Origin of the sequence: Caballeronia sp. LZ034LL, from assembly GCF_031451215.1 — a bacterium.
GTDB lineage: Bacteria > Pseudomonadota > Gammaproteobacteria > Burkholderiales > Burkholderiaceae > Caballeronia.
The window spans coordinates 1-18,471 of record NZ_JARUXR010000005.1; the positions used below are offsets into that span (position 1 = coordinate 1).

The window sequence follows — 18,471 nt, forward strand, 5'->3', positions numbered from 1 at the left end:
ATCAACTGATAAGCGACCGGATCAGCAGGAGTATGGCTAGAGCAGATCTCAACCAGTAACTGCACGTGAGGGCGAGTAGTCGAAAGATACTCGCCCTTTCTTATTTCCTCTCAGGACAACTACAGGATGAACCTGCCCAAATTTGCCGAGCTGTCCCGGATCATGCCCGAGGGCTTTTCCGAGGACTACCTCAAGAAAGAGTTGGAGCGGCTGTGCACGCTCGCCTGGCATGAGGGCATCGTCCTCAGAATCGACAACTCCATCGATCCGCTGAAGCCGCAGGCCGGCGTGAAGATGACCACCGAAGTTCGCCGTGCACGAGGACATTACCGCGATGAGTGAAAAGTCAGTAAACGACCAACTCGCGTTCAAGCAATTCATGGAAGCCGTGCTGACACCGGCGCCGGAAGCAGCTCCGAATTCGGCCAGCATCGCTGATGCCATGCTGGCAGAGCTGGAGATCCTTCTCCTGGCTCAAAGCCAGCGGCGTCAGGGCAAAAGTCACATGGCCACTGTCGCGGAGCAGCTGGCTAAGCAGGGCTTGGTCATCGTCGAAGTGAAGACCGTCCGTGGAGAAGCTCCTCAGATGTTCATCATCGACGAGATCCACGAGGAGATCTACCGGCCCCAGACACAGTGGAACAGCCTCACGTTCGACCCATTCAAGGACATCCCGGCTGAGAAGTTCTCTGCCTGGTTCGAGGGGCATGTCAATCACACGCCGCCGTTCTGTGAACCGGTAGACGCACAGGAGCCGGAACCTCGAGCCAAGAACGGGAAGCTGGCCAGTCGCAAGACAGCCGATGCGAAAGCGAAGCTGCCCTTTTATCACAAGAACCGGAGGTTCTGATGGCCGACAAGATCCGCCTCAACCTGGACTTGCCGGCAGCAGTGGTGGAAGACGTGCGTGTACTCGCACAAGCCCGTAGCAGCAACATGACCGAGGCGATCCGCTTCTCCATCAACCTGGCCACCACGCTGAACCAGGAGAAGGAACGGGGCGCCAAGCTGATCATCGAGCGCAACGGTATTCAAACCGAAGTCCTTTTCGTCTAACAGGAGATTCTGATGGCGGAGAAAAAGTACGGCGGGCATACGCTCGCCGATATCAAAGAGATGCTCAAGCAGGCGGAAGACAATGGCGAAGGGCTCGATTCGCTGGTGGGTGACGAGGCATTCTCGTCGAGCATCATCAGCGACATGATCGCCGAGATCGAAAAGTCGCAAAAGGAAAAGGTCTGATGGCTACCGCACAAGTTCGCAACCAAGGTATTGAAATCACGCTCAGCCTCACGCAAGAAGAGGCTATTTACCTGAAAGCGATGATGCAGAACTCAGCACACGATCACGAGTCGAGCGTGGAAGAGGGCGTTCGTCGCGTCATCTTTCAAGCATTGAAGGACGCCGGCGTGTCGTGAAGTACAACAGCTCGGACCTCGTCATCCTGATCATCTGCATTCTGCTGGTGATCAGTTGGTTTTTTCGTAAGTAGCAAGGAAGCGTCATGTCTCGTACCCGGTTTTTCCAATCCCGCAAGAAATTCGTCCAAGGCTCAATCATGTTCCGCAACACGCAGAACGAAGAGCTCAACCTCGCCCTGGTGCCACACGGACATCTTCAAGCGATAGCGGAAGGGCGTGGTACGGAAGACGCCTATCTGACTGTGTGCTTTCGCATCATGGTCGGGGCATCACTCACGGCGTTCGCTGACGATGTTGGCAAGGAGACTCTTGAGAAAGAAGTCTTCTTGCCAGCTTCGGACAGCCTCATAGCGGTGGGTGAGCGGTACCAAAGGCTCGGCAAGTTCGGCGTCAACGGTGACGAACTGAAGAGTCTCAAAGAAGCGTTGAACCTGACTGACGACCTCCAGAACGTCACGACACGGAGACAACAGCGTGACATGTATGTGCAGGTGCAAGGGTTCGTCGGTGGGTTTGATTTCACATTAAACAACCTCCGCATACTCAGGGAACGTCACAAATGACTATCACAGTCAAAGTCATCGCAGATTCGATCAGTCCGTCTGGCCAACGGCTGAGCACCATGCAGCTCCGGTACCCGCGTTTCATCCATGCTGAGTTCATGACTCATCGTATGTTTTCCCGCAATGCCTCGTCATCCCGCGCTATCCCTGTGGAGCGGATCATCAGGGACATTCAGGAAGACCCGGCAGTCCCGGTTCACTGGGGCGCCAATCAGTCTGGCATGCAGGCTCGGGAGGAGCTCGACAGTGAGGCGAAGCTACTGGCTTCATGTCACTGGTTCGATGCGATGGATGACACCATCAAGCAAGTGCAGGAACTCGTGAAGCTCGGCCTTCACAAACAAGTAGCCAACCGGCTGCTTGAGCCGTGGAGCCACATCAACGTGGTGGTCACCGCTACCGACTGGGCGAACTTCTTCGCCCTGCGCTGCCATCCGGATGCACAGCCGGAGATCCAGCAACTAGCGCAAACCATGCAGCATGCCCTGCTGCTGAGCACTCCTCGTCTCCTGGTTCCAGGAGAGTGGCATCTGCCGTATGTCGAGGTCGATGACTATCAGGAAGCTGTGCGGTACCTGCAACAGGGCCGCGTAACCCGTGACATGCCGAGCCAGGAGGAAGTGGCTCATGTGCTCCGCAAGGTGAGCACTGCCCGTTGTGCCCGTGTGTCGTATCTCACCCACGATGGTCGTAAGACCACCCTCGTTGAGGACATCGAGCTGCACAACAAGTTGGTAGAGGCCGAGCCGCTGCATGCTTCACCGGCCGAGCACCAGGCCACGCCGGATGAGAAGTTCACGAACGTGTGGGCGAACGCACAGTTGCACGGCAACTTCGTCGGCTGGTGTCAGCATCGCAAGATGCTTCCCAACGAGTTCGTCGCCGGTTAGAATTAAGTTTGTGGGGACTGGTATGTATTTGTTTGGGGTGTCTGCCCCAACATGCCACTCTTTTGGGGACACTGGCTGACACTGGTGTCCCTATTTTTTCCTCTTTGATTAGAGATTTCTTTGAGGTCGTTAATCAAAGGAGAAAAGACCATGCTTTCTGAAGCCGAGTACCGGCAACGATTGGATCAAGTGTTCATCGGGTCCGGCCCGAACTGGGCACAAGGCGGGGCGGAATGGAACAACCAGATGATCCTGAACCTCGCCATCCATGGGCTGGTGCTGCTCCCTCGGTACGGAAGCTGGGGCGGCACACCGCCCTTCAAGCATTACATCGAAATGGCAGCACCGTCTGCCGAGCAAGATGAAAACGGCCATTACCAGGCTGCCTGGAAGACCAGCTGGATTGTCGATGCCGATTGGGAAGAGCACTACAAACCGCCTCTCAAGTTCCAATTCACCCCACTGAAAAAGAGCTAACAACATGCAAGTCGCAGACATTCAAGGCGTGGCCACTGCTGCCACACTCGGTGCCCAGCAAACCCAGTCGGTCGGAATGGTTGAAGACGCAGCGTTCCTGATGATGCTGTCATCGAACCTCTACTCGAACCAGCAGCTCGCCTGCATCCGCGAAGTCATCTGCAACGCATGGGATGCACACATCGAAGCCGGCACGACGCATGTGCCGATCAGCATCACGATCACGAAAGACAATGAGCTGATCATTCGTGACAGCGGCAACGGCATTCCGCACGACAAGATCGTCGAGATCTACGGCACCTATGGCAAGTCCACCAAGCGCAACAACAGCGCTGTGACCGGTGGCTTTGGTCTTGGCTCGAAGTCCCCCTGGGCGTACACCGATTCGTTCCGTGTCACCTCCGAGAACCAGGGAAAGAAGGTGGTCTACAACATGGTCCGCTCCTCGGTCGAGGCAGGGGGCATGCCGGCCATTCAGACGGTCCTGACGCTGCCGACCGAGCGTACCGGTGTCACGGTGCAGTTCACCCTCAACGAGGCTGATGTGCGTCAGATGACGCACTACATCAAGTCCATCGTGATGAACGGCGGCATCCTGGCCGATCTCACCATGCCTGATGTAGACGGCGAAGAGATCACCAACAGCCTGCCGACGCTCCAGATGGATACCACGCCCGGCAGCTATGACGTGAGCACCGACTGGTATCAGCACTACATGGGCAACCATGATGTGTTCGTGCGTTACGGCGCTGTCATCTACCCGATGCTGGAGACGCCGGCCACGCAGAAAGCCCTGAATCTGCTCAAGCAGTTCATGGAGATTGTGGGCTTTCGTCGCATGGTGGTGCAGGCTGCTCCCGGCACGCTGGCACTCACGCCTTCCCGCGAAGCACTCTCGAGCCAGAAGATGACCGAGGATGGTCTCACCGATCTGTGCGTGGCGCTCGTCGCTCGCATCGAAGAAGACATCATCAAGCAGATTCCGGCTTCGATCCTGAAGGCGGTAGAGCATCTAGCCAAGGGTGATTCGTTCTCGCATGCCCTGGCGTTTCGTGCTCCGGTGCAAGAAGCCATCACGCCGTATGCGGTGCGTAAGTACCTGTACTCGACCCTCGGTTCGGCCAAGCGTCTGAAGTATGACGCCATGCTGCTGGCTGCTGAGCACCGCGGTTTCAAGAACACGCACACCTTCGTCAACAAGACGGCGACGAAGGAGTATCACAAGTTGCGTATTCGTCTGAGAGCCATGGGTACGCAGGCCGATCGTGATCGGCATTGTGAGGCGTTCCTGCATCGTTTCATCCTGCGTCCGATGAGCCGGGTGTTTCAGAAGCATGCGGACATCCTCCGCGAAGACCAGCTCTACCACTCGGAGTATTTCCAGTGGAACGACGGCAAACGCAAGAGTCGCCTGCTCGAGAAGCTGGATGTAGCCCACCTGGTGCAGATGCAGCAGTTCATCGACGCACCGATTATGTTCGTCACGTCCCGTATCAAGAAGCTGAAGCAGAGTATCCAGTGCTGCCCGGATCTGGAGAACTGGAACGACGCCTGGGTGTATCGCCTGAGCAACCCCAAGGATTCCCACAAGGACGACATCATTAAAGCCTTTACCGAGGCTGGTATGAAGGTGATCGACCTGACACTCAACCACGAGTGGGATGACGTTGCCTACGAGATCGAGCAGGAACGTGAAGCTCGCAATGCTCGCCGTGCGGCACAGGGCAAGCAGGTCAGCCTTCCAGTTGGTGCCAAGCGTATCGCCAATGCGCTGCTGTCACTCTCCAACGTGTATGGGGATGACGGTCAACGAAAGATGGGGATTGGCTCGATCAAGCTGATGAACAAGACGGACAAGCAGACCACGGATACGCCACTGTTCTACGTGCCCGTGGATGAACTCACCTCCACTGGATCCTTGGGTCACTTCTGGAACTACATCGACCTGAGCCAGGAAGAGAAGGAACGTGGTGTCATCGTGCGCAACGGCATCGAGAAGAACATGGCCGTGAAGCGTGGCGCCATCCACATGAACAACTACCTGGTCCATAAGTTCTGGGATGCAGTTCATGCGCCGGCATTCACCGAGTACCGCACGAAACACCGTCTGCCCGCACTCGAGGAGCAATTCCCCATTCAAGTGGGGCATCTCGAGCTGTTGCAGTACCTCGGCATCAAACTTCCCGGCTACGACAAGCTGCGTGTCGACGATGCCATGGAACGTTTGGGCAATCGTCTCTCCAACACGCTTGCCAGCACCGTGTCTGCATGCTCAGGCAAGTCAGCTGACGGGTTCCAATCCTTCTACCAGATCAAGGAACAAAAGCTCGAAGAGCCGGCGTTCGTTGCCATGGTGAAAAAGGTGCGTCACGACCCGATGCTCGCTCGAATGTTGTTCACGATGAGCAGTCCTCTCGAACTCATCCAGCAGTTCCCGGACCGCAAGGCCGCAATCAAATCGCTCGTCATGAGCGCCATGAAAGGAAAGACAAATGAATAAAGAACTCGTCACCATCGTGGCGCTGTCGGTCGATACCCGTCACGCCGTGCTGTACAAGCTCGACGGCTCGACCATCACGATTCCGCAAGGCGATGCTCGTCTGCCGCGGATCCTGGCTGAGTCGAAGGAGTTTCTGGAAGAGAACATGCCGGCGCTGGTGGATGTATCGCCGATTGTGCCGGTACGTACCGAGTTCGGTGCAGCCGAGCAGGGCACCAAGGGCATGGTCAAGTTCTTCCGGGTGGCCAAGAGTTTCCTCAAGAAGCTGGTCAACACCGAGTCCCCGGAAGAGGTGCCGGCCGAAGTGGCCCACATCTCGCCGCTGGACATCGGTGTGTTCCCCGGCCGGGATGTGGTGAACCAAGGAACCAAGGAAGGAAGTGAAGCTCCGCAGAAGGCTGTACCTGATATGTCTGCGCCTCTGTCTCAGGAGGAAGCGGAAGACAAGCAGGTGAGGCTGGGACAGGATGCAACTACCCGTCAATCGCCGACCCCCCTGACCAATGACCAGAAGCTGGATGCAGCGCAAGCTCGCCTGCAGCAGCTGGTCGGCAACAGCGTCGGCACGGCCGATGCCTCGTTCCATACGCCGCTGAGCCAGGACGAGACGATCGTGGCCGTGCACGAGAAGACGGGTGCCATCATCCCCGATGCGCACAAGCTCGCTCGTCAGCTGCGCTCGTCTCAGAAGCTCCAGAACTACACGGGCTTCGAGCGCTTCATTGAGCGCCTGGCTGCGATCATCGATGACCGCGGTCACTCGGTCGAAGACCTGATGAAGTTCATCGAGCAGGGTGATCTGCCGATTGCCGATGACGGTTCGATCGTCATCTACAAGCGGCTCAACCGTGTGCAGGATGGTGTCTTCGTGGACGTGCACACGGGCAGGATCCGTCAGAAGGTCGGCTCGTATGTGTTCATGCGAGCGGGCCTGGTGGACCCGAACCGTCGCAAGGACTGCTCGAACGGTTTGCATGTGGCAGCGCTCTCGTATCTGGGTGGCTTCTCGGGCAACGTGACGGTCATTGCCAAGGTGCGTCCGGAAGACGTGTTCGCCGTGCCGGAATACAGCCACAACAAGATGCGGGTGTCGGGCTATCACATCCTGGGTGAGCTGCCGGAAGCACTGCGCAACCTGGTCAACGGCGGTGGTTCGATCTCGTCCAACGCCGAAGGTGCACGCCTGCTCAATGACGTGCTCCGCGGCAATCACATCGGGATCCTGGAGCATGTCGAGATCGGTGGAGACCAAGGCACCAATGTCACCTACACGAAGGTGGCAGGTGCTGCGCCGGCTGTGCTGCAAGCAGCCAAGGATCTGAGCCAGGCCGAGACGCTCGACATGAAGGAGGCACTCGAAGCTAAAGCGCCGGTGGCACCGGAGATCAAGGCAGCGGATCTGGTGCCGGCATCCAAGGCAGAGGATGAAGACACGGTGCACTGCGATCGCTGTGGCGATGTCATGGATGACGGTGAAGGCTATGACGGGCTGTGCGGCAATTGCGCTGACAAAAAGGAAGCAGGGAACGAAAGTTCGGTCATTGATATTATGTCAAATGACCCTCAAGATACCTCGCTGGTGGAGGAGGAATCCAAGGGTCAGGAGCCGAAGAAGCTGAACCAGAAGGAAAAGGCTCAAGCCCTCTATGGTGTCATGACCAGCGCGATGGACAAGGGTCTGTGCAGCCAGGCAGCTGGCAAGCTGTTGGCATTCAAGAAGTCCACCCGCAAGAGCTGGACGGCACTCGGCCTGCCTTCCCTGGTTCAGGCTGAGATCGAAGATGCCATGGGCGTGCAACCCGCTCCGGTAAACGAGGAGAAGCCGAAAGCCAAGGCTAAGTCGAAGGCTGCATCGCCGGCCAAGAACAAGGCCGTCTCCCCGCAAGAGTGGGCAACTCAGCTGCTCCAGGCAGGCAAAGGTAATGCCGAAGTCGCCGAGATCACTGGTCTGTCAAAAGACCAAGTCTACCGGCTGAAGAAAAAGCTCCAGAGCTAAAACTGGAGTTTGGTTCGGAACCACACGGTAAACCCTGCTCTCTTCCAAGATAGTTCTAGTCATGTCAAACTAGAGGTTATTTTGAGGAGAGTACCCACCATGTCTGGAGTTTACCGGGCGAACCGAAAGGCAACAGACGAGGACATCATCCGACTGAACAGCGTTGGACTGTCCTTGTCTTCCATTGCCAAGTTGTTGGATTGTCATCCAACCACAGTAACGATCCGCCTGAAGGCACTGGGAGTCAGCCCATCTGATACTCGCCGGACCTTTATGGAGGACGTGTTCATGTCACTCTCTCCTAAGCAGCAGGACTGGTTGATCAAACAACTGGGGCCACATATCTCAATCAAGGATTACGTGCGCAATCTGCTTGTGAAGGAGTTTCTCGCCAAGGATGGAGAAACTGATGTCAAACCCCCAAGAGCCGCAAAAAAGACCGGATAGTGCCCTGAGCGTAGCTCTTGCATGGTTCCAAGCAGCACGCCCGGAACCCACCAGCAAACAGTTCCATACCCAGCTCGGGGTTCATTTCGAAGAAGTGGGTGAGATGCTCGATACGCTCTCCCCGCTCACTTCGATGGCCAGCTGGAAGCTGCACGAAGCGAGAGTTGCCCTCAAGGCATTGGCCGACATGCTCAAACAGCATGACCAACTGGTCTCTGTTGAGCCTGCCAATCGAGCCAAATTCCTCGACTCGATCTGTGATCAGATCGTCACCGCCTCCGGTGTCGGCCATCATTGTGGTTTTCCGGTTCTGGAAGCCATGCACGAGGTCAACGAGTCGAACTTCTCCAAGTTCGTGGACGGCATTCCCATCTTCGATGAGAACCTGAAGGTCAAGAAAGGCCCGTATTACTGGGAGGCCAATCTGGACCAATTCGTCCCCGTACGCATTCCCGTCTTCGACGGCGAATAAATCCCTTACCTGTTTTTCCCCTGGTTCCGTGCCGGGGGTTTTCCCCCATTAGGACTCCTACATGGAACTCGCGGAACCAACCAAAAGTATCGCCCTGAACCAGGGGCAAAAAGCAGTCGCAGAAAGCTTCATGCAATTCCTGTTCGGCAAGGAGAAGGAGCTCTGCATCTCCGGCCCCGGTGGCGTGGGCAAGACCTTTCTCATGGCTCACCTGATCGACGAAGTCATGCCGCAGTATCAGAAGATGTGCGACATGATGGCCGTGAAAGCCGAGTACGTGGAAGTGGTGATGACTGCCACCACCAACAAGGCAGCGGAAGTGCTGGCTGAGGCCACCAAGCGGCCGACACAGACCATCCACTCATTCTTGGGTTTAGTGCTCAAGGAAGACTGGAGCACCGGCAAGATGAAGCTCTCCCAAGGCAAGGGCTGGCACATCCATCACAACAAGATCATCTTCATCGACGAAGCTTCGATGATCGATACGCCCCTGCGTCGAGAGATCCTTGAAGGCACGCACCACTGCAAGATCATCTACGTGGGTGACGCCTCACAGCTGGCGCCGATCATGGAGCCGCTCTCGCCGGTGTACGCCGATACACGACTGCCCTTCTTCGAACTGCTGGAGCCGATGCGCACCAGCATCCCCGAGCTGCAGGCGGTCAACGCCCAGATCCGGAAAACGGTTAAGACCGGCGTGTTCAACCCGATCCAGGCTCACCCCGGCATCATCGACTGGCTCGATGGCCCGCAGATGGAAGCAGAGGTCAATCGCACCTTCGCCGGCCAGACGCATGAGGCCCGGATCCTCGCCTACACCAATCCCCGTGTGCTGCAGTACAACTCGCACATCCGGGATCTGCGTGGCCTGGGTGCGGACTTCACGGTCGGCGAATTCCTGGTCAACAACTCGGCCGTCATCATGTCCTCGAACATGATGCACGTCGAGGAGGAAGTGGAAATCAAGTCGATCGAATCCTCGCACGAGATGATCGATCTCGATGGCCATGCCCAGCTCGAAGTGGTCCGCATGGACCTGCAGAACCGCTACAACGAGGTGTACCGGGACGTCCCGGTACCGGTCGATCGAGATCACTACGATCGGCTGCTTAAGTATTTCAAGCAGCAAAAGCTGTGGCGTACCTTCTACCAGCTCAAGAACGGTTTCCCGGATCTGCGTCAGCGAGATGCGGCAACCGTCCACAAGGCACAGGGCAGCACCTACGAGACGGTCTTCATCGATCTCGAGGATCTGTCCACCTGCCGCAATCCTGAAACCGCAGCCCGACTGCTCTACGTTGCCTTCAGCCGTGCTCGGCGCCGTGTCGTCTGTTATGGCGAGCTGGCCGAGAAGTTCGGAGGCATGACCTACTGAGGCAATTATGTCGAAGGAAACTCGTGACCAATACCACCAGACCATGCGGTTCGTGGACCAGGTGGTGCACCAGCTGTTCGAACCAGAAGGACGAAGGCTGCAAAGCATCGTCGACCGAATCGTGGAAGAGAACGATGCTCTGCGAGCCAAGGAAGGAAAGTTCTCGGCCGAGTCTTTCAAGTTCTACGGCAGGGGCTACAGGAAGAGCACTCCATTTCAGATATGGGGTGATGACTTTCCTGAGCTGTACCCGGAGCTCGAGCCGAAGATGTTCGCTTACCTGGAGGATGAGAAAAACATCCTCCGGGATCGACAGCAGATCGACCAGGCACTGGCCAAGTACCTGCTCGGTTTCACGAGTGACCAGAACGTCCGAGACCGGATGCCGGACACACTTGTTTCCTTGGTTCCAAGCTGGAACAACATGCCGAGGGTGCAGTCATGGGAAGAAGCAACGGGACTGAGTGTGCAGGCGATCAAGCGCAGCCAGAAGACGCTGGAAAAGATCGCAGTGTACGCAGCAGCAAGACTGATTTACTGACGAAGGAGCTTCACAAGATGCGTCATCACGTATGGTCAACTCAGCCGGAGTATCCGGTGTGCCTTCTGGTCGGTCAGATCATGAAGGACGAGATCTCCCGTGCCTACTTCCCTGATGGATCGGACGTGGACCGGGATGATGTGATGGTGCTGGACCTGCACTTCACGGGCAAGAAGACGCCGGCCAGTGAGATGCAGCGCTACATCAAGGAGCAGTTGCAGGGTGTGCTGGATGACAACAAAGTCCAGTACATCTTGGTCACCGACAGCAGCTACTTCAAGACCTTCACCGGCGCCAACAAGTCCGATGCGAATCTGGGCTACGTGCTCGATTCCAAGTTCGGCGACCAGAAGGTGCTGTACATCCCCTCCTACCGGGCGATGTTCGCAGACCCGGTTGGCATCCGCACCAAGATCAAGCAGTCGCTCGATGCTCTGGTGAGTCATGCGACCGGCAGCTATACCAGTCCCGGCCATGGAATCATTCAGTCCGCAGCGTATCCGCAGACGGATAGCGAGATCGAGGCATGGCTTGAGAAGCTGCTGAAGATGAATACGCCGCTGGCGATCGACATCGAAGGCTTTGGCCTCAAGCATTACAACTGCGGCATCGGCACGATCACCCTGTGCTGGAGCCAAGGAGAAGGGATCGCTTTTCCGGTGGATTATGTGCCCATCGAGGGAGCAACGGCCGCACCCTTCGGTATCCAGGTGCGGAACGAGCATCGCCGCATGCTGCTGCGCAACTTCTTCGAGCGGCTCAGCCAGCAGACGATCTATCACAAGATCGACTTCGACGTGTACGTGCTCGTCTACCAGCTGTTCATGAAGCACATCCTCGACACCGAGGGCATGCTCCATGGCATGGAAGTGATGCTCAAGAACTGGGACTGCACCAAGCAGATCACGTATCTGGCGACGAATTCCTGTGCTGGCAACGACCTGAGTCTGAAGACGCAGGCACAGGCATTCGCCGGCAACTACGCACAGACCGAGATCAAGGACATCACCAAGATCCCTCTGCCGCAGCTGCTGGAGTACAACCTGGTCGATGGTCTTTCCACCTGGTTCACGTATGACAAGCACTACCCGGCCATGGTCCAGGATCAGCAGCTGGAGATCTACGAGACCCTGTTCAAGCCGGGGACCGTGGACATCATCCAGATGCAGCTGACGGGCCTGCCCATCAACATGCGGACGGTAGCCAAAGTCAAAGCGGAGATGCAGGCCGACTATGACAAGGCGCTCATCACCATCTCGGGCTCGAAGATCGCCCAGGACTATCAGCTGAGACGAGCTGAGAAGTGGATGGACAAAAAGAACGCCACCCTCAAGAAAAAGCGGGTGACGATCGCCGACTGTCCGCAGGCGGATCGGGAGTTCAATCCCCGCTCGGCGCCGCAGCTGCAGGATCTACTCTTCACCGTGCTCGCTCTGCCGGTCATCGAGTACACGAAGACCAAGCAGCCGTCGACGGATGCCGAGACGTTCAAGGCGCTGATGAATCACACCACACGAGCAGACGTACTCGAGTTCCTCGATGCCATGCTCGGCTTCAAGCTGGTGGAAAAGATCCTTGGCACCTTCATCCCGGCGATGGAGAACGCTCAGCTGGGTCCGGATGGCTGGCACTACATGTTCGGTGGCTTCAACCTGGGCGGGACGGTCAGTGGGCGGCTCTCGTCCAATGAACCGAACCTGCAGAACCTGCCGGCCGGTGGCCATGCTGGTCGCAAGGGTGAGTACGGCAAAATGATCAAGTCTTGTGTGGAAGCCCCGCCTGGATGGATCTACGCAGGTCTGGACTTCAATTCGCTGGAGGACAACATCAGCGCATTGACGACCAAGGATCCGAACAAGCTGAAGGTCTACACCGATGGCTATGACGGACACAGTCTTCGCGCATTGGCGTATTTCCCTGAAGAGATGCCGGACATCGATCCCAACTCGGTGGATAGCGTCAACTCGATTGCGAAGAAATACAAGGTGCAGCGCCAGAAGTCGAAGGCACCGACATTCGCTCTCACCTATCAGGGCACGTTCTCGACGCTTATGAAGAACTGCGGCTTCACCTTGACGCTCGCCAAGACCATCGAGGCGGCGTACCAGTCGCTCTACAAGGTGTCGATCGACTGGGTGCAGGCGAAGCTCGACCAGGCCAGCAAGGACGGCTTCGTGACCGCGGCTTTCGGTCTGCGGGTGCGTACTCCTCGCCTGGCTCAGGTGATCCGGGGTACCAGCAAGACGCCCCAAGAAGCCGAGGCCGAAGGACGTACAGCCGGCAATGCCTTGGGGCAGAGCTGGTGTCTACTCAACACCCGTGCCGGCGTCGAATTCATGGCGAAGGTCCGAGCCGATCCGTATATGCGCACTCGCATCCGGCCGTGTGCACATATCCATGATGCCCAGTATTACCTGGTGGCTGAGGACATCAGATGTCTCGAGTTCATGAATGAGCATCTGGTGCGCGCCGTGCAGTGGCAGGACCATCCGGACATCTGGCACGACCAGGTGAAGCTAGGTGGTCAGGTCGGTATTTTCTTCCCGACCTGGGCCAACGAAATCACCATTCCCAACGGAGCCAAGGGAGAGGAGATCCTGTCAGTACTGGATGCCGCCATGGAGAAACTCGCAGCATAAATTCGATGTTTGTCTGGGGTGTCGTTAACCGCTAGACACCATTGAATCAGTCCTTTATCATCCATTCTTAGATATAAGTTTGAGGGGAGCCAGAGAGATCAGGCTCCCCTTTCTCTCCTTTTGAGGACCACATGAAAGCAACCACTCAGAACGGCAAGCTGTTCCATTACATGGCAGCGGCCGAGATCACCTTCGTCGTGCTCGACGAGAAGACGAAGCAGCCCATGGGTCAGCCCACGTTCACCCGTGTCAATTGCCTGGTCACGCACACCGTCGATCAGATCGGCATCCAACAACTGGCTGTCATCCAGAACACCGCTCAAATGGCGCTCAAGCAGAAGATCGGCGACGAAGAATTTCTCAAGCTCGCCGTGCTGGACGTGCTCATCTCGAACGTGTTCCTGCTCGGCTTCATGACGCCGGACGAGTTCCACCACCGTCCAGAGCCGAAGAAGGGTCTGGAGCTGGTGCGCCAACAGATGGCCGCGGACACGCTGCAATGAGCCAGGGAAAGGAATCCTCTGGTGGCCGGGTGAACTACTACCTGGCCCGCATCGAGTCTCCTCAGCGTGAGGAGCAGCCGCCCTACATCGCTGAGTGCGAGGACATCATCGATGTCCTTGGCATGACTTTCGACGAGGCCAACATCTTCAAGGAGATCTGGCGCACGGCGAACGAACGCACTCACGGCAAGGGCAAGGTCGGCAACACCCCGCTGCGTGCGGCGCAGAAACTGGTCCACTATGCCGGCCGGATCCTTCGCAAGGCACAGCGTGCACAGTCGATGCCGGATGACGCCATCATTCCCTTGATGGCCCAACCTGCTTCCTCCCTCACCGAGCAGATCACCCGTGAGGTGATTCTCAATGGTCATCGCTGGACGCACTGGGGAGGAACGACCGATGGCAAACCCACAGTCAGTGATAACTTGAAGGTGGAGGTGCAACTTCAGAGTGGGGAGTGTCGCATCGATCGAGCAGACAAGTTCGACTGGAAAGTGCGTGGCCATTTGACAGACATCTGCAAATATCGGGCAGCACAGGACTGATCTTTTCCTTGGTTCCTGCCTCTTCCCCATTAAACAGTGAGCACTCCTCATGAGAGTATCCAACAACAGTGATGTCTCGCTGCCGCTGGCCGTCTGGCTGCTGCATGACGAGTATGACTACCAGAACGATCCGGATTACATCAGCGTCACCAAGCTGATGCGCCCGCTTCGTCACCTGGTACTGCCGCACCGGATTCCGGATGCCCAACGTGAAACACCGGACGTGACGGACTTCATCGCTTCGGCACTCGGCAAGTCCCTGCACGACTCGATCGAGAAGGCATGGACCAAGGGCTATCGCAAGGGTCTGCAGATGCTCGGTTACACCGATGACATCATCGACCACGTTCGGATCAATCCGGAGACACCGGAAGAAGGGACGATCCCGATCTACATCGAGCAGCGTGCCAAACGTAAGGTTACGGTCAATGGCCGTACCTACACCATCGGCGGCAAGTTCGACATGGTGATGGAAGGCCAGGTGATGGATAACAAGTCCACGACTGCCTACACCTGGGTCTACGGCGGCAAGGACGAGGACTATCGTCTGCAGGGCTCCCTGTATCGCTGGCTCAATCCCGAGAAGATCACCGAGGACACGATCCGGATCAACTTCATCTTCACCGACTGGCAGAAGATGCAGGCCAAGACGAATCCGAACTATCCGCAGCATCGCGTCATGCACAAGGACGTGCCCCTGCTGAGCGTCGAAGAGACGGAAGCCTGGGTCATCTGGAAGCTCACGCAGGTCCAGAAGTACTGGGGCATGCCAGAGAACCAGATTCCGGAGTGCACGGATGAAGAGCTGTGGCGCTCGGACCCCAAGTTCAAGTATTACAGCGACCCCACCAAGACCGCTGGAAAGTCGACCAAGAACTTCGACACGTTGCTCGAAGCGAACCAGTACTGGAAGGCTGAGAAAGGTGGCAAGGGCATCGTCATCACCGTCCCCGGCGAAGTGAAACGCTGTGGCTACTGTGACGCCTACGATGCGTGCACACAAAAAGACAGGTACATCACCACACCATGATTGATCTCACCGGAGTCACTCACCATCCCGTGATCGAAGAGCTCACGGACGTGCTCTGCAACAAGACGCAGAACACCGATCGCGGATTCTTCCGCACTGAAGTCGCCTACTTCCTGGGCAAGATGGCCGCAAGCATGCGTGCCACGATCATCACCAAGGACCGTGGTGAGATTCCGGTGAACATCTACGCACTGGCTCTCGCCACCTCGGGCTTCGGCAAAGGCCACTCGGTCAATGTCGTCGAGAACGAGTTCATGGCCGGCTTCCATCAGCGCTTCACGGAAGAGACCTTCCAGGTCATCGCCGAGAAGCATCTGTGGGAGCAGGCCAATGCGCGTGCTCTGCGCAACAGCTCGGATGCGAACGACGAGTTCGAAGCCGTGCAGGCCGAGTACAAGCGCTGCGGCACCTACGTCTTCACCTTCGACAGCGGCACGCCGCCGGCGATCAAGCAGCTGCGCAACAAGATGATCCTCGCCAAGTGCGGGGCCATCAACCTGCAGATCGACGAGATCGGGTCCAACCTGATCGGCTCAGTGGACGTGCTCACCCTGTTCCTGGAGCTTTACGACCAGGGGCTGGTCAAGCAGAAGCTGACCAAGAACACCGCGGAAAACACCCGTGGTGAAGAGGTCAACGGCAAGACGCCCACCAACATGCTGCTGTTCGGTACGCCCTCCAAGCTGCTGGACGGATCCACCACCGAGGACCAGTTCTACTCGTTCCTCGAGACGGGCTATGCCCGGCGCTGCCTGTTTGGCTGGGGGAACCAGGAACGCAAAGCTGGCCATTCGATGACGCCCGAGGAGATCTACAAGAAGCTCACGGCGCCGTCCAACGATGCCAACGTCAAGAAGTGGGCAGCTCACTTCGAGAAGCTCGCTGATCCCGGCATGTACGGCTGGAAGATGATGGTCGAGGAGCCGGTCGGCATCAAGCTGATCCAGTACAAGATCGCCTGCGAAGCCGCGGCCGAACTCATGCCCGAGCATGAAGAGGTCAAGAAAGCGGAGCTCGGTCACCGCTACTGGAAAGCGCTCAAGCTGGCCGGCGCCCTCGCCTTCGTCGACGAGAGTCCCGAGATCGAGATGGACCATCTGCTCTCGGCCATTCTCCTGGTCGAGGAGTGCGGCAAGGCATTCGAGAAGATCCTCAATCGTGAGAAGAATTACGTGAAGCTGGCGAAGTACATCGCCACTTGCGGCAAGGAAGTCACGCACGCGGATCTGAACGAGAACCTGCCCTACTACAAGACCGGCCAGGCTGCTCGCAACGAGATGATGACGCTGGCCATTGCCTATGGCTACAAGCATCACATCATCATCAAGAAGAGCTTCGCCGATGGCATCGAGCTCTACAAGGGTGAGACTTTGCAGGAGACGAACATCGACGAGATGAGCTTCTCCTACTCAGACAACTGGGCCTACGAGTACCAGGGCGAGCAGCAACCCTTCAGCGAGCTGCATAACCTGATGCTCGCCGATGACGGCAAGGGCGGTCCGATGCACTGGGCCAACCACCACTTCAAGAACCGTCACCGGGCCGAAGAGAACGTGGTGCCGGGCTTCAATCTGCTAGTGCTCGACATCGACGGTGGCGTGTCGCTGGACGTGGTGCATGAACTGATGAAGGACTACAAGTTCATGACCTACACCACCAAGCGTCATCAGGTGCCGGTGGAGAAGGATGGCCAGATGGTGGCGTTCGATCGCTTCCGTCTGATCCTGCCGATCAACTATCACCTGGAGCTTTCCTCGGACGAGTACAAGGAGCTGATGAACAACATCATGCAGTGGCTCCCGTTCCCGACCGATGAAGCGGCGAACCAGAGAAGCAAGAAGTGGGAGACCAACCCCAAGGGTGCGTATCACTACAACCTCGACGGCGAGATCCTCGACGTGCTGCCGTTCATCCCGAAAACGGCGAAGAACGAACAGCACACGGCCGAGATGCAGAAGATCGCATCGATGGACAACCTGGAGCGTTGGTTCGCTCAACGTATGGCCTCCGGCAACCGGAACAACAACCTGCTCAAGTACGCCATGGCATTGGTGGATTCGGGCATGGGTCTCTACGAAGTGCAACAGGCTGTGATTGCTTTCAACGGAAAGCTCTCCAATGGCCTGACCGAGGACGAGATCCGCCAAACCATTCTGGTGTCGGTATCCAAGCGTTATTCGACCAAGAGCTGAAAACCACAAACGTCTGATCCCTTTCCTTGGCTCAAGGACTGGGATTGGACGACGGGAGAAAACAATGAGTGAAGCAGCAACAGCAGATGAAGTCGAGCAGCTCGGTGAACCCAATGACCAGCTGATCATGATCGCTGGCTACTCCGGTGAGGGTAAGAGCGCATCGCTGCGCAACATCCTGAACCAGGAACGATGGGTGTATCTGAACTGTGAGGCCGGCAAGCGTCTGCCGTTTCGCAACAAGTTCATGAACGTGCGGATCACCGATCCGTATGAGGTGTTCAGCTACTTCGACGAGTGCACGGCTAACAAGGATGACGTGGACGGAATCATCATCGATTCGGTCACCTTCCTGCTGGACATGTTCGAGTCGCTATATATCGCCGGCGCCGCCAATGGCCAGGCCGCATGGGGAGCATTCGCGCAATACTTCAAGACCCTCATGCAGCAGAAGGTCACCCTCTTCGGCAAGCCCGTCATCATCATCGCGCACTTGCTGGACGTGTACGACGAGGCGAGCCAGTCGATGAAGATCAGCGTGCCCGTGAAGGGTTCGCTCAAGAACAACGGTCTGGAAGCCTACTTCTCGACCGTGGTTGCCGCACGCAAGATCCCGCTCAAGGAGCTGGAGAAGTTCGGCAACAAACTCCTCGACATCACCGAGGAGGAACGGGAACTGGGCTACAAGCACGTCTTCCAGACCCGCCCGACGAAGCAGACCACCGGCATGCGGATTCGCTCGCCGATGGGCATGTTTCCGAAGGAGCAGACGTACATCGACAATGATGCGCAGAAGCTGTTGGACCACCTGAACGAGTTCTACGATATCTGATCGGTCAGCACCCGTTTAAACGAAACCTCTTTTTTGAAGACACACGAC

Annotated in this window: 20 protein-coding genes; all 20 read left to right on the top strand. The window is 57.1% G+C overall.

Translation table 11 applies throughout. From position 1 onward, the window contains the following. Nucleotides 1-126: 126 nt before the first annotated feature. The 20 genes from QCE83_RS34095 to QCE83_RS34190 all read left to right on the top strand — a co-directional run bounded on the left by QCE83_RS34095 (nucleotide 127) and on the right by QCE83_RS34190 (nucleotide 18,423). Nucleotides 127-342: a hypothetical protein gene (locus QCE83_RS34095; RefSeq protein WP_309821222.1), complete on the top strand. Its 216-nt coding sequence runs from the start codon at nucleotides 127-129 to the stop codon at nucleotides 340-342. After that, on the top strand, nucleotides 314-850 hold the full coding sequence (locus tag QCE83_RS34100) for a hypothetical protein (protein ID WP_309821223.1): 537 nt from the start codon (nucleotides 314-316) through the stop codon (nucleotides 848-850). Before QCE83_RS34095 ends, QCE83_RS34100 begins: the two co-directional genes overlap by 29 nt. After that, nucleotides 850-1,056, top strand: coding sequence for a hypothetical protein (locus tag QCE83_RS34105; RefSeq protein ID WP_309821224.1), 207 nt, complete (start codon nucleotides 850-852; stop codon nucleotides 1,054-1,056). The genes QCE83_RS34100 and QCE83_RS34105 overlap by 1 nt, the downstream gene beginning before the upstream one ends. 12 nt (nucleotides 1,057-1,068) lie before the next feature. Beyond that, nucleotides 1,069-1,242, top strand: coding sequence for a hypothetical protein (locus QCE83_RS34110; protein WP_309821225.1), 174 nt, complete (start codon nucleotides 1,069-1,071; stop codon nucleotides 1,240-1,242). Continuing rightward, nucleotides 1,242-1,418: a hypothetical protein gene (locus QCE83_RS34115; RefSeq protein WP_309821226.1), complete on the top strand. Its 177-nt coding sequence runs from the start codon at nucleotides 1,242-1,244 to the stop codon at nucleotides 1,416-1,418. The genes QCE83_RS34110 and QCE83_RS34115 overlap by 1 nt, the downstream gene beginning before the upstream one ends. 86 nt (nucleotides 1,419-1,504) lie before the next feature. After that, on the top strand, nucleotides 1,505-1,984 hold the full coding sequence (locus QCE83_RS34120; protein WP_309821227.1) for a hypothetical protein: 480 nt from the start codon (nucleotides 1,505-1,507) through the stop codon (nucleotides 1,982-1,984). Further along, a complete protein-coding gene (locus tag QCE83_RS34125) occupies nucleotides 1,981-2,874 on the top strand; it encodes an FAD-dependent thymidylate synthase (protein WP_309821228.1) in 894 nt (297 codons plus the stop codon). The genes QCE83_RS34120 and QCE83_RS34125 overlap by 4 nt, the downstream gene beginning before the upstream one ends. A gap of 150 nt (nucleotides 2,875-3,024) precedes the next feature. Continuing rightward, the gene (locus tag QCE83_RS34130) at nucleotides 3,025-3,351 is read left to right on the top strand and encodes a hypothetical protein (protein WP_309821229.1); all 327 of its coding nucleotides are present in this window, start codon (nucleotides 3,025-3,027) and stop codon (nucleotides 3,349-3,351) included. A gap of 4 nt (nucleotides 3,352-3,355) precedes the next feature. After that, the gene (locus tag QCE83_RS34135) at nucleotides 3,356-5,851 is read left to right on the top strand and encodes an ATP-binding protein (protein WP_309821230.1); all 2,496 of its coding nucleotides are present in this window, start codon (nucleotides 3,356-3,358) and stop codon (nucleotides 5,849-5,851) included. Continuing rightward, nucleotides 5,844-7,847 (top strand): hypothetical protein, encoded by a 2,004-nt coding sequence (locus QCE83_RS34140; protein WP_309821231.1) that lies wholly within the window; start codon nucleotides 5,844-5,846, stop codon nucleotides 7,845-7,847. Before QCE83_RS34135 ends, QCE83_RS34140 begins: the two co-directional genes overlap by 8 nt. 99 nt (nucleotides 7,848-7,946) lie before the next feature. Continuing rightward, on the top strand, nucleotides 7,947-8,294 hold the full coding sequence (locus tag QCE83_RS34145) for a hypothetical protein (RefSeq protein WP_309821232.1): 348 nt from the start codon (nucleotides 7,947-7,949) through the stop codon (nucleotides 8,292-8,294). Then, entirely contained in the window at nucleotides 8,257-8,766 is a 510-nt protein-coding gene (locus tag QCE83_RS34150) for a hypothetical protein (RefSeq protein ID WP_309821233.1), read from the top strand. Before QCE83_RS34145 ends, QCE83_RS34150 begins: the two co-directional genes overlap by 38 nt. A 61-nt stretch (nucleotides 8,767-8,827) precedes the next feature. Further along, complete coding sequence (locus QCE83_RS34155) at nucleotides 8,828-10,141, top strand: AAA family ATPase (protein WP_309821234.1); 1,314 nt, start codon at nucleotides 8,828-8,830, stop codon at nucleotides 10,139-10,141. 7 nt (nucleotides 10,142-10,148) lie between these two features. Beyond that, nucleotides 10,149-10,682 carry a hypothetical protein gene (locus QCE83_RS34160; RefSeq protein ID WP_309821235.1) on the top strand — a complete coding sequence of 178 codons (534 nt, stop codon included), beginning with the start codon at nucleotides 10,149-10,151 and terminating at the stop codon, nucleotides 10,680-10,682. Nucleotides 10,683-10,699: 17 nt separating this feature from the next. Beyond that, complete coding sequence (locus QCE83_RS34165; RefSeq protein WP_309821236.1) at nucleotides 10,700-13,321, top strand: DNA polymerase; 2,622 nt, start codon at nucleotides 10,700-10,702, stop codon at nucleotides 13,319-13,321. A 131-nt stretch (nucleotides 13,322-13,452) separates the two neighbouring features. Continuing rightward, nucleotides 13,453-13,824: a hypothetical protein gene (locus QCE83_RS34170; protein ID WP_309821237.1), complete on the top strand. Its 372-nt coding sequence runs from the start codon at nucleotides 13,453-13,455 to the stop codon at nucleotides 13,822-13,824. After that, a complete protein-coding gene (locus tag QCE83_RS34175) occupies nucleotides 13,821-14,369 on the top strand; it encodes a hypothetical protein (protein WP_309821238.1) in 549 nt (182 codons plus the stop codon). Before QCE83_RS34170 ends, QCE83_RS34175 begins: the two co-directional genes overlap by 4 nt. Before the next feature lie 49 nt (nucleotides 14,370-14,418). Beyond that, nucleotides 14,419-15,399, top strand: a complete 981-nt coding sequence (locus tag QCE83_RS34180) for a hypothetical protein (protein ID WP_309821239.1) — start codon at nucleotides 14,419-14,421, stop codon at nucleotides 15,397-15,399. Next, the gene (locus QCE83_RS34185) at nucleotides 15,396-17,591 is read left to right on the top strand and encodes a primase C-terminal domain-containing protein (protein ID WP_309821240.1); all 2,196 of its coding nucleotides are present in this window, start codon (nucleotides 15,396-15,398) and stop codon (nucleotides 17,589-17,591) included. The genes QCE83_RS34180 and QCE83_RS34185 overlap by 4 nt, the downstream gene beginning before the upstream one ends. Before the next feature lie 64 nt (nucleotides 17,592-17,655). Beyond that, nucleotides 17,656-18,423 carry an AAA family ATPase gene (locus tag QCE83_RS34190; protein WP_309821241.1) on the top strand — a complete coding sequence of 256 codons (768 nt, stop codon included), beginning with the start codon at nucleotides 17,656-17,658 and terminating at the stop codon, nucleotides 18,421-18,423. The last annotated feature ends 48 nt before the right edge of the window (nucleotides 18,424-18,471 follow it).

Coding starts and splice junctions, on each gene's coding strand:
- QCE83_RS34135 (WP_309821230.1), top strand. CDS start 3,356: ATGCAAGTCGCAGACATTCAAGGCGTGGCCACTGCTGCCACACTCGGT.
- QCE83_RS34115 (WP_309821226.1), top strand. CDS start 1,242: ATGGCTACCGCACAAGTTCGCAACCAAGGTATTGAAATCACGCTCAGC.
- QCE83_RS34105 (WP_309821224.1), top strand. CDS start 850: ATGGCCGACAAGATCCGCCTCAACCTGGACTTGCCGGCAGCAGTGGTG.
- QCE83_RS34095 (WP_309821222.1), top strand. CDS start 127: ATGAACCTGCCCAAATTTGCCGAGCTGTCCCGGATCATGCCCGAGGGC.
- QCE83_RS34150 (WP_309821233.1), top strand. CDS start 8,257: ATGTCAAACCCCCAAGAGCCGCAAAAAAGACCGGATAGTGCCCTGAGC.
- QCE83_RS34160 (WP_309821235.1), top strand. CDS start 10,149: ATGTCGAAGGAAACTCGTGACCAATACCACCAGACCATGCGGTTCGTG.
- QCE83_RS34130 (WP_309821229.1), top strand. CDS start 3,025: ATGCTTTCTGAAGCCGAGTACCGGCAACGATTGGATCAAGTGTTCATC.
- QCE83_RS34155 (WP_309821234.1), top strand. CDS start 8,828: ATGGAACTCGCGGAACCAACCAAAAGTATCGCCCTGAACCAGGGGCAA.
- QCE83_RS34185 (WP_309821240.1), top strand. CDS start 15,396: ATGATTGATCTCACCGGAGTCACTCACCATCCCGTGATCGAAGAGCTC.
- QCE83_RS34190 (WP_309821241.1), top strand. CDS start 17,656: ATGAGTGAAGCAGCAACAGCAGATGAAGTCGAGCAGCTCGGTGAACCC.
- QCE83_RS34145 (WP_309821232.1), top strand. CDS start 7,947: ATGTCTGGAGTTTACCGGGCGAACCGAAAGGCAACAGACGAGGACATC.
- QCE83_RS34175 (WP_309821238.1), top strand. CDS start 13,821: ATGAGCCAGGGAAAGGAATCCTCTGGTGGCCGGGTGAACTACTACCTG.
- QCE83_RS34125 (WP_309821228.1), top strand. CDS start 1,981: ATGACTATCACAGTCAAAGTCATCGCAGATTCGATCAGTCCGTCTGGC.
- QCE83_RS34170 (WP_309821237.1), top strand. CDS start 13,453: ATGAAAGCAACCACTCAGAACGGCAAGCTGTTCCATTACATGGCAGCG.
- QCE83_RS34140 (WP_309821231.1), top strand. CDS start 5,844: ATGAATAAAGAACTCGTCACCATCGTGGCGCTGTCGGTCGATACCCGT.
- QCE83_RS34120 (WP_309821227.1), top strand. CDS start 1,505: ATGTCTCGTACCCGGTTTTTCCAATCCCGCAAGAAATTCGTCCAAGGC.
- QCE83_RS34180 (WP_309821239.1), top strand. CDS start 14,419: ATGAGAGTATCCAACAACAGTGATGTCTCGCTGCCGCTGGCCGTCTGG.
- QCE83_RS34110 (WP_309821225.1), top strand. CDS start 1,069: ATGGCGGAGAAAAAGTACGGCGGGCATACGCTCGCCGATATCAAAGAG.
- QCE83_RS34165 (WP_309821236.1), top strand. CDS start 10,700: ATGCGTCATCACGTATGGTCAACTCAGCCGGAGTATCCGGTGTGCCTT.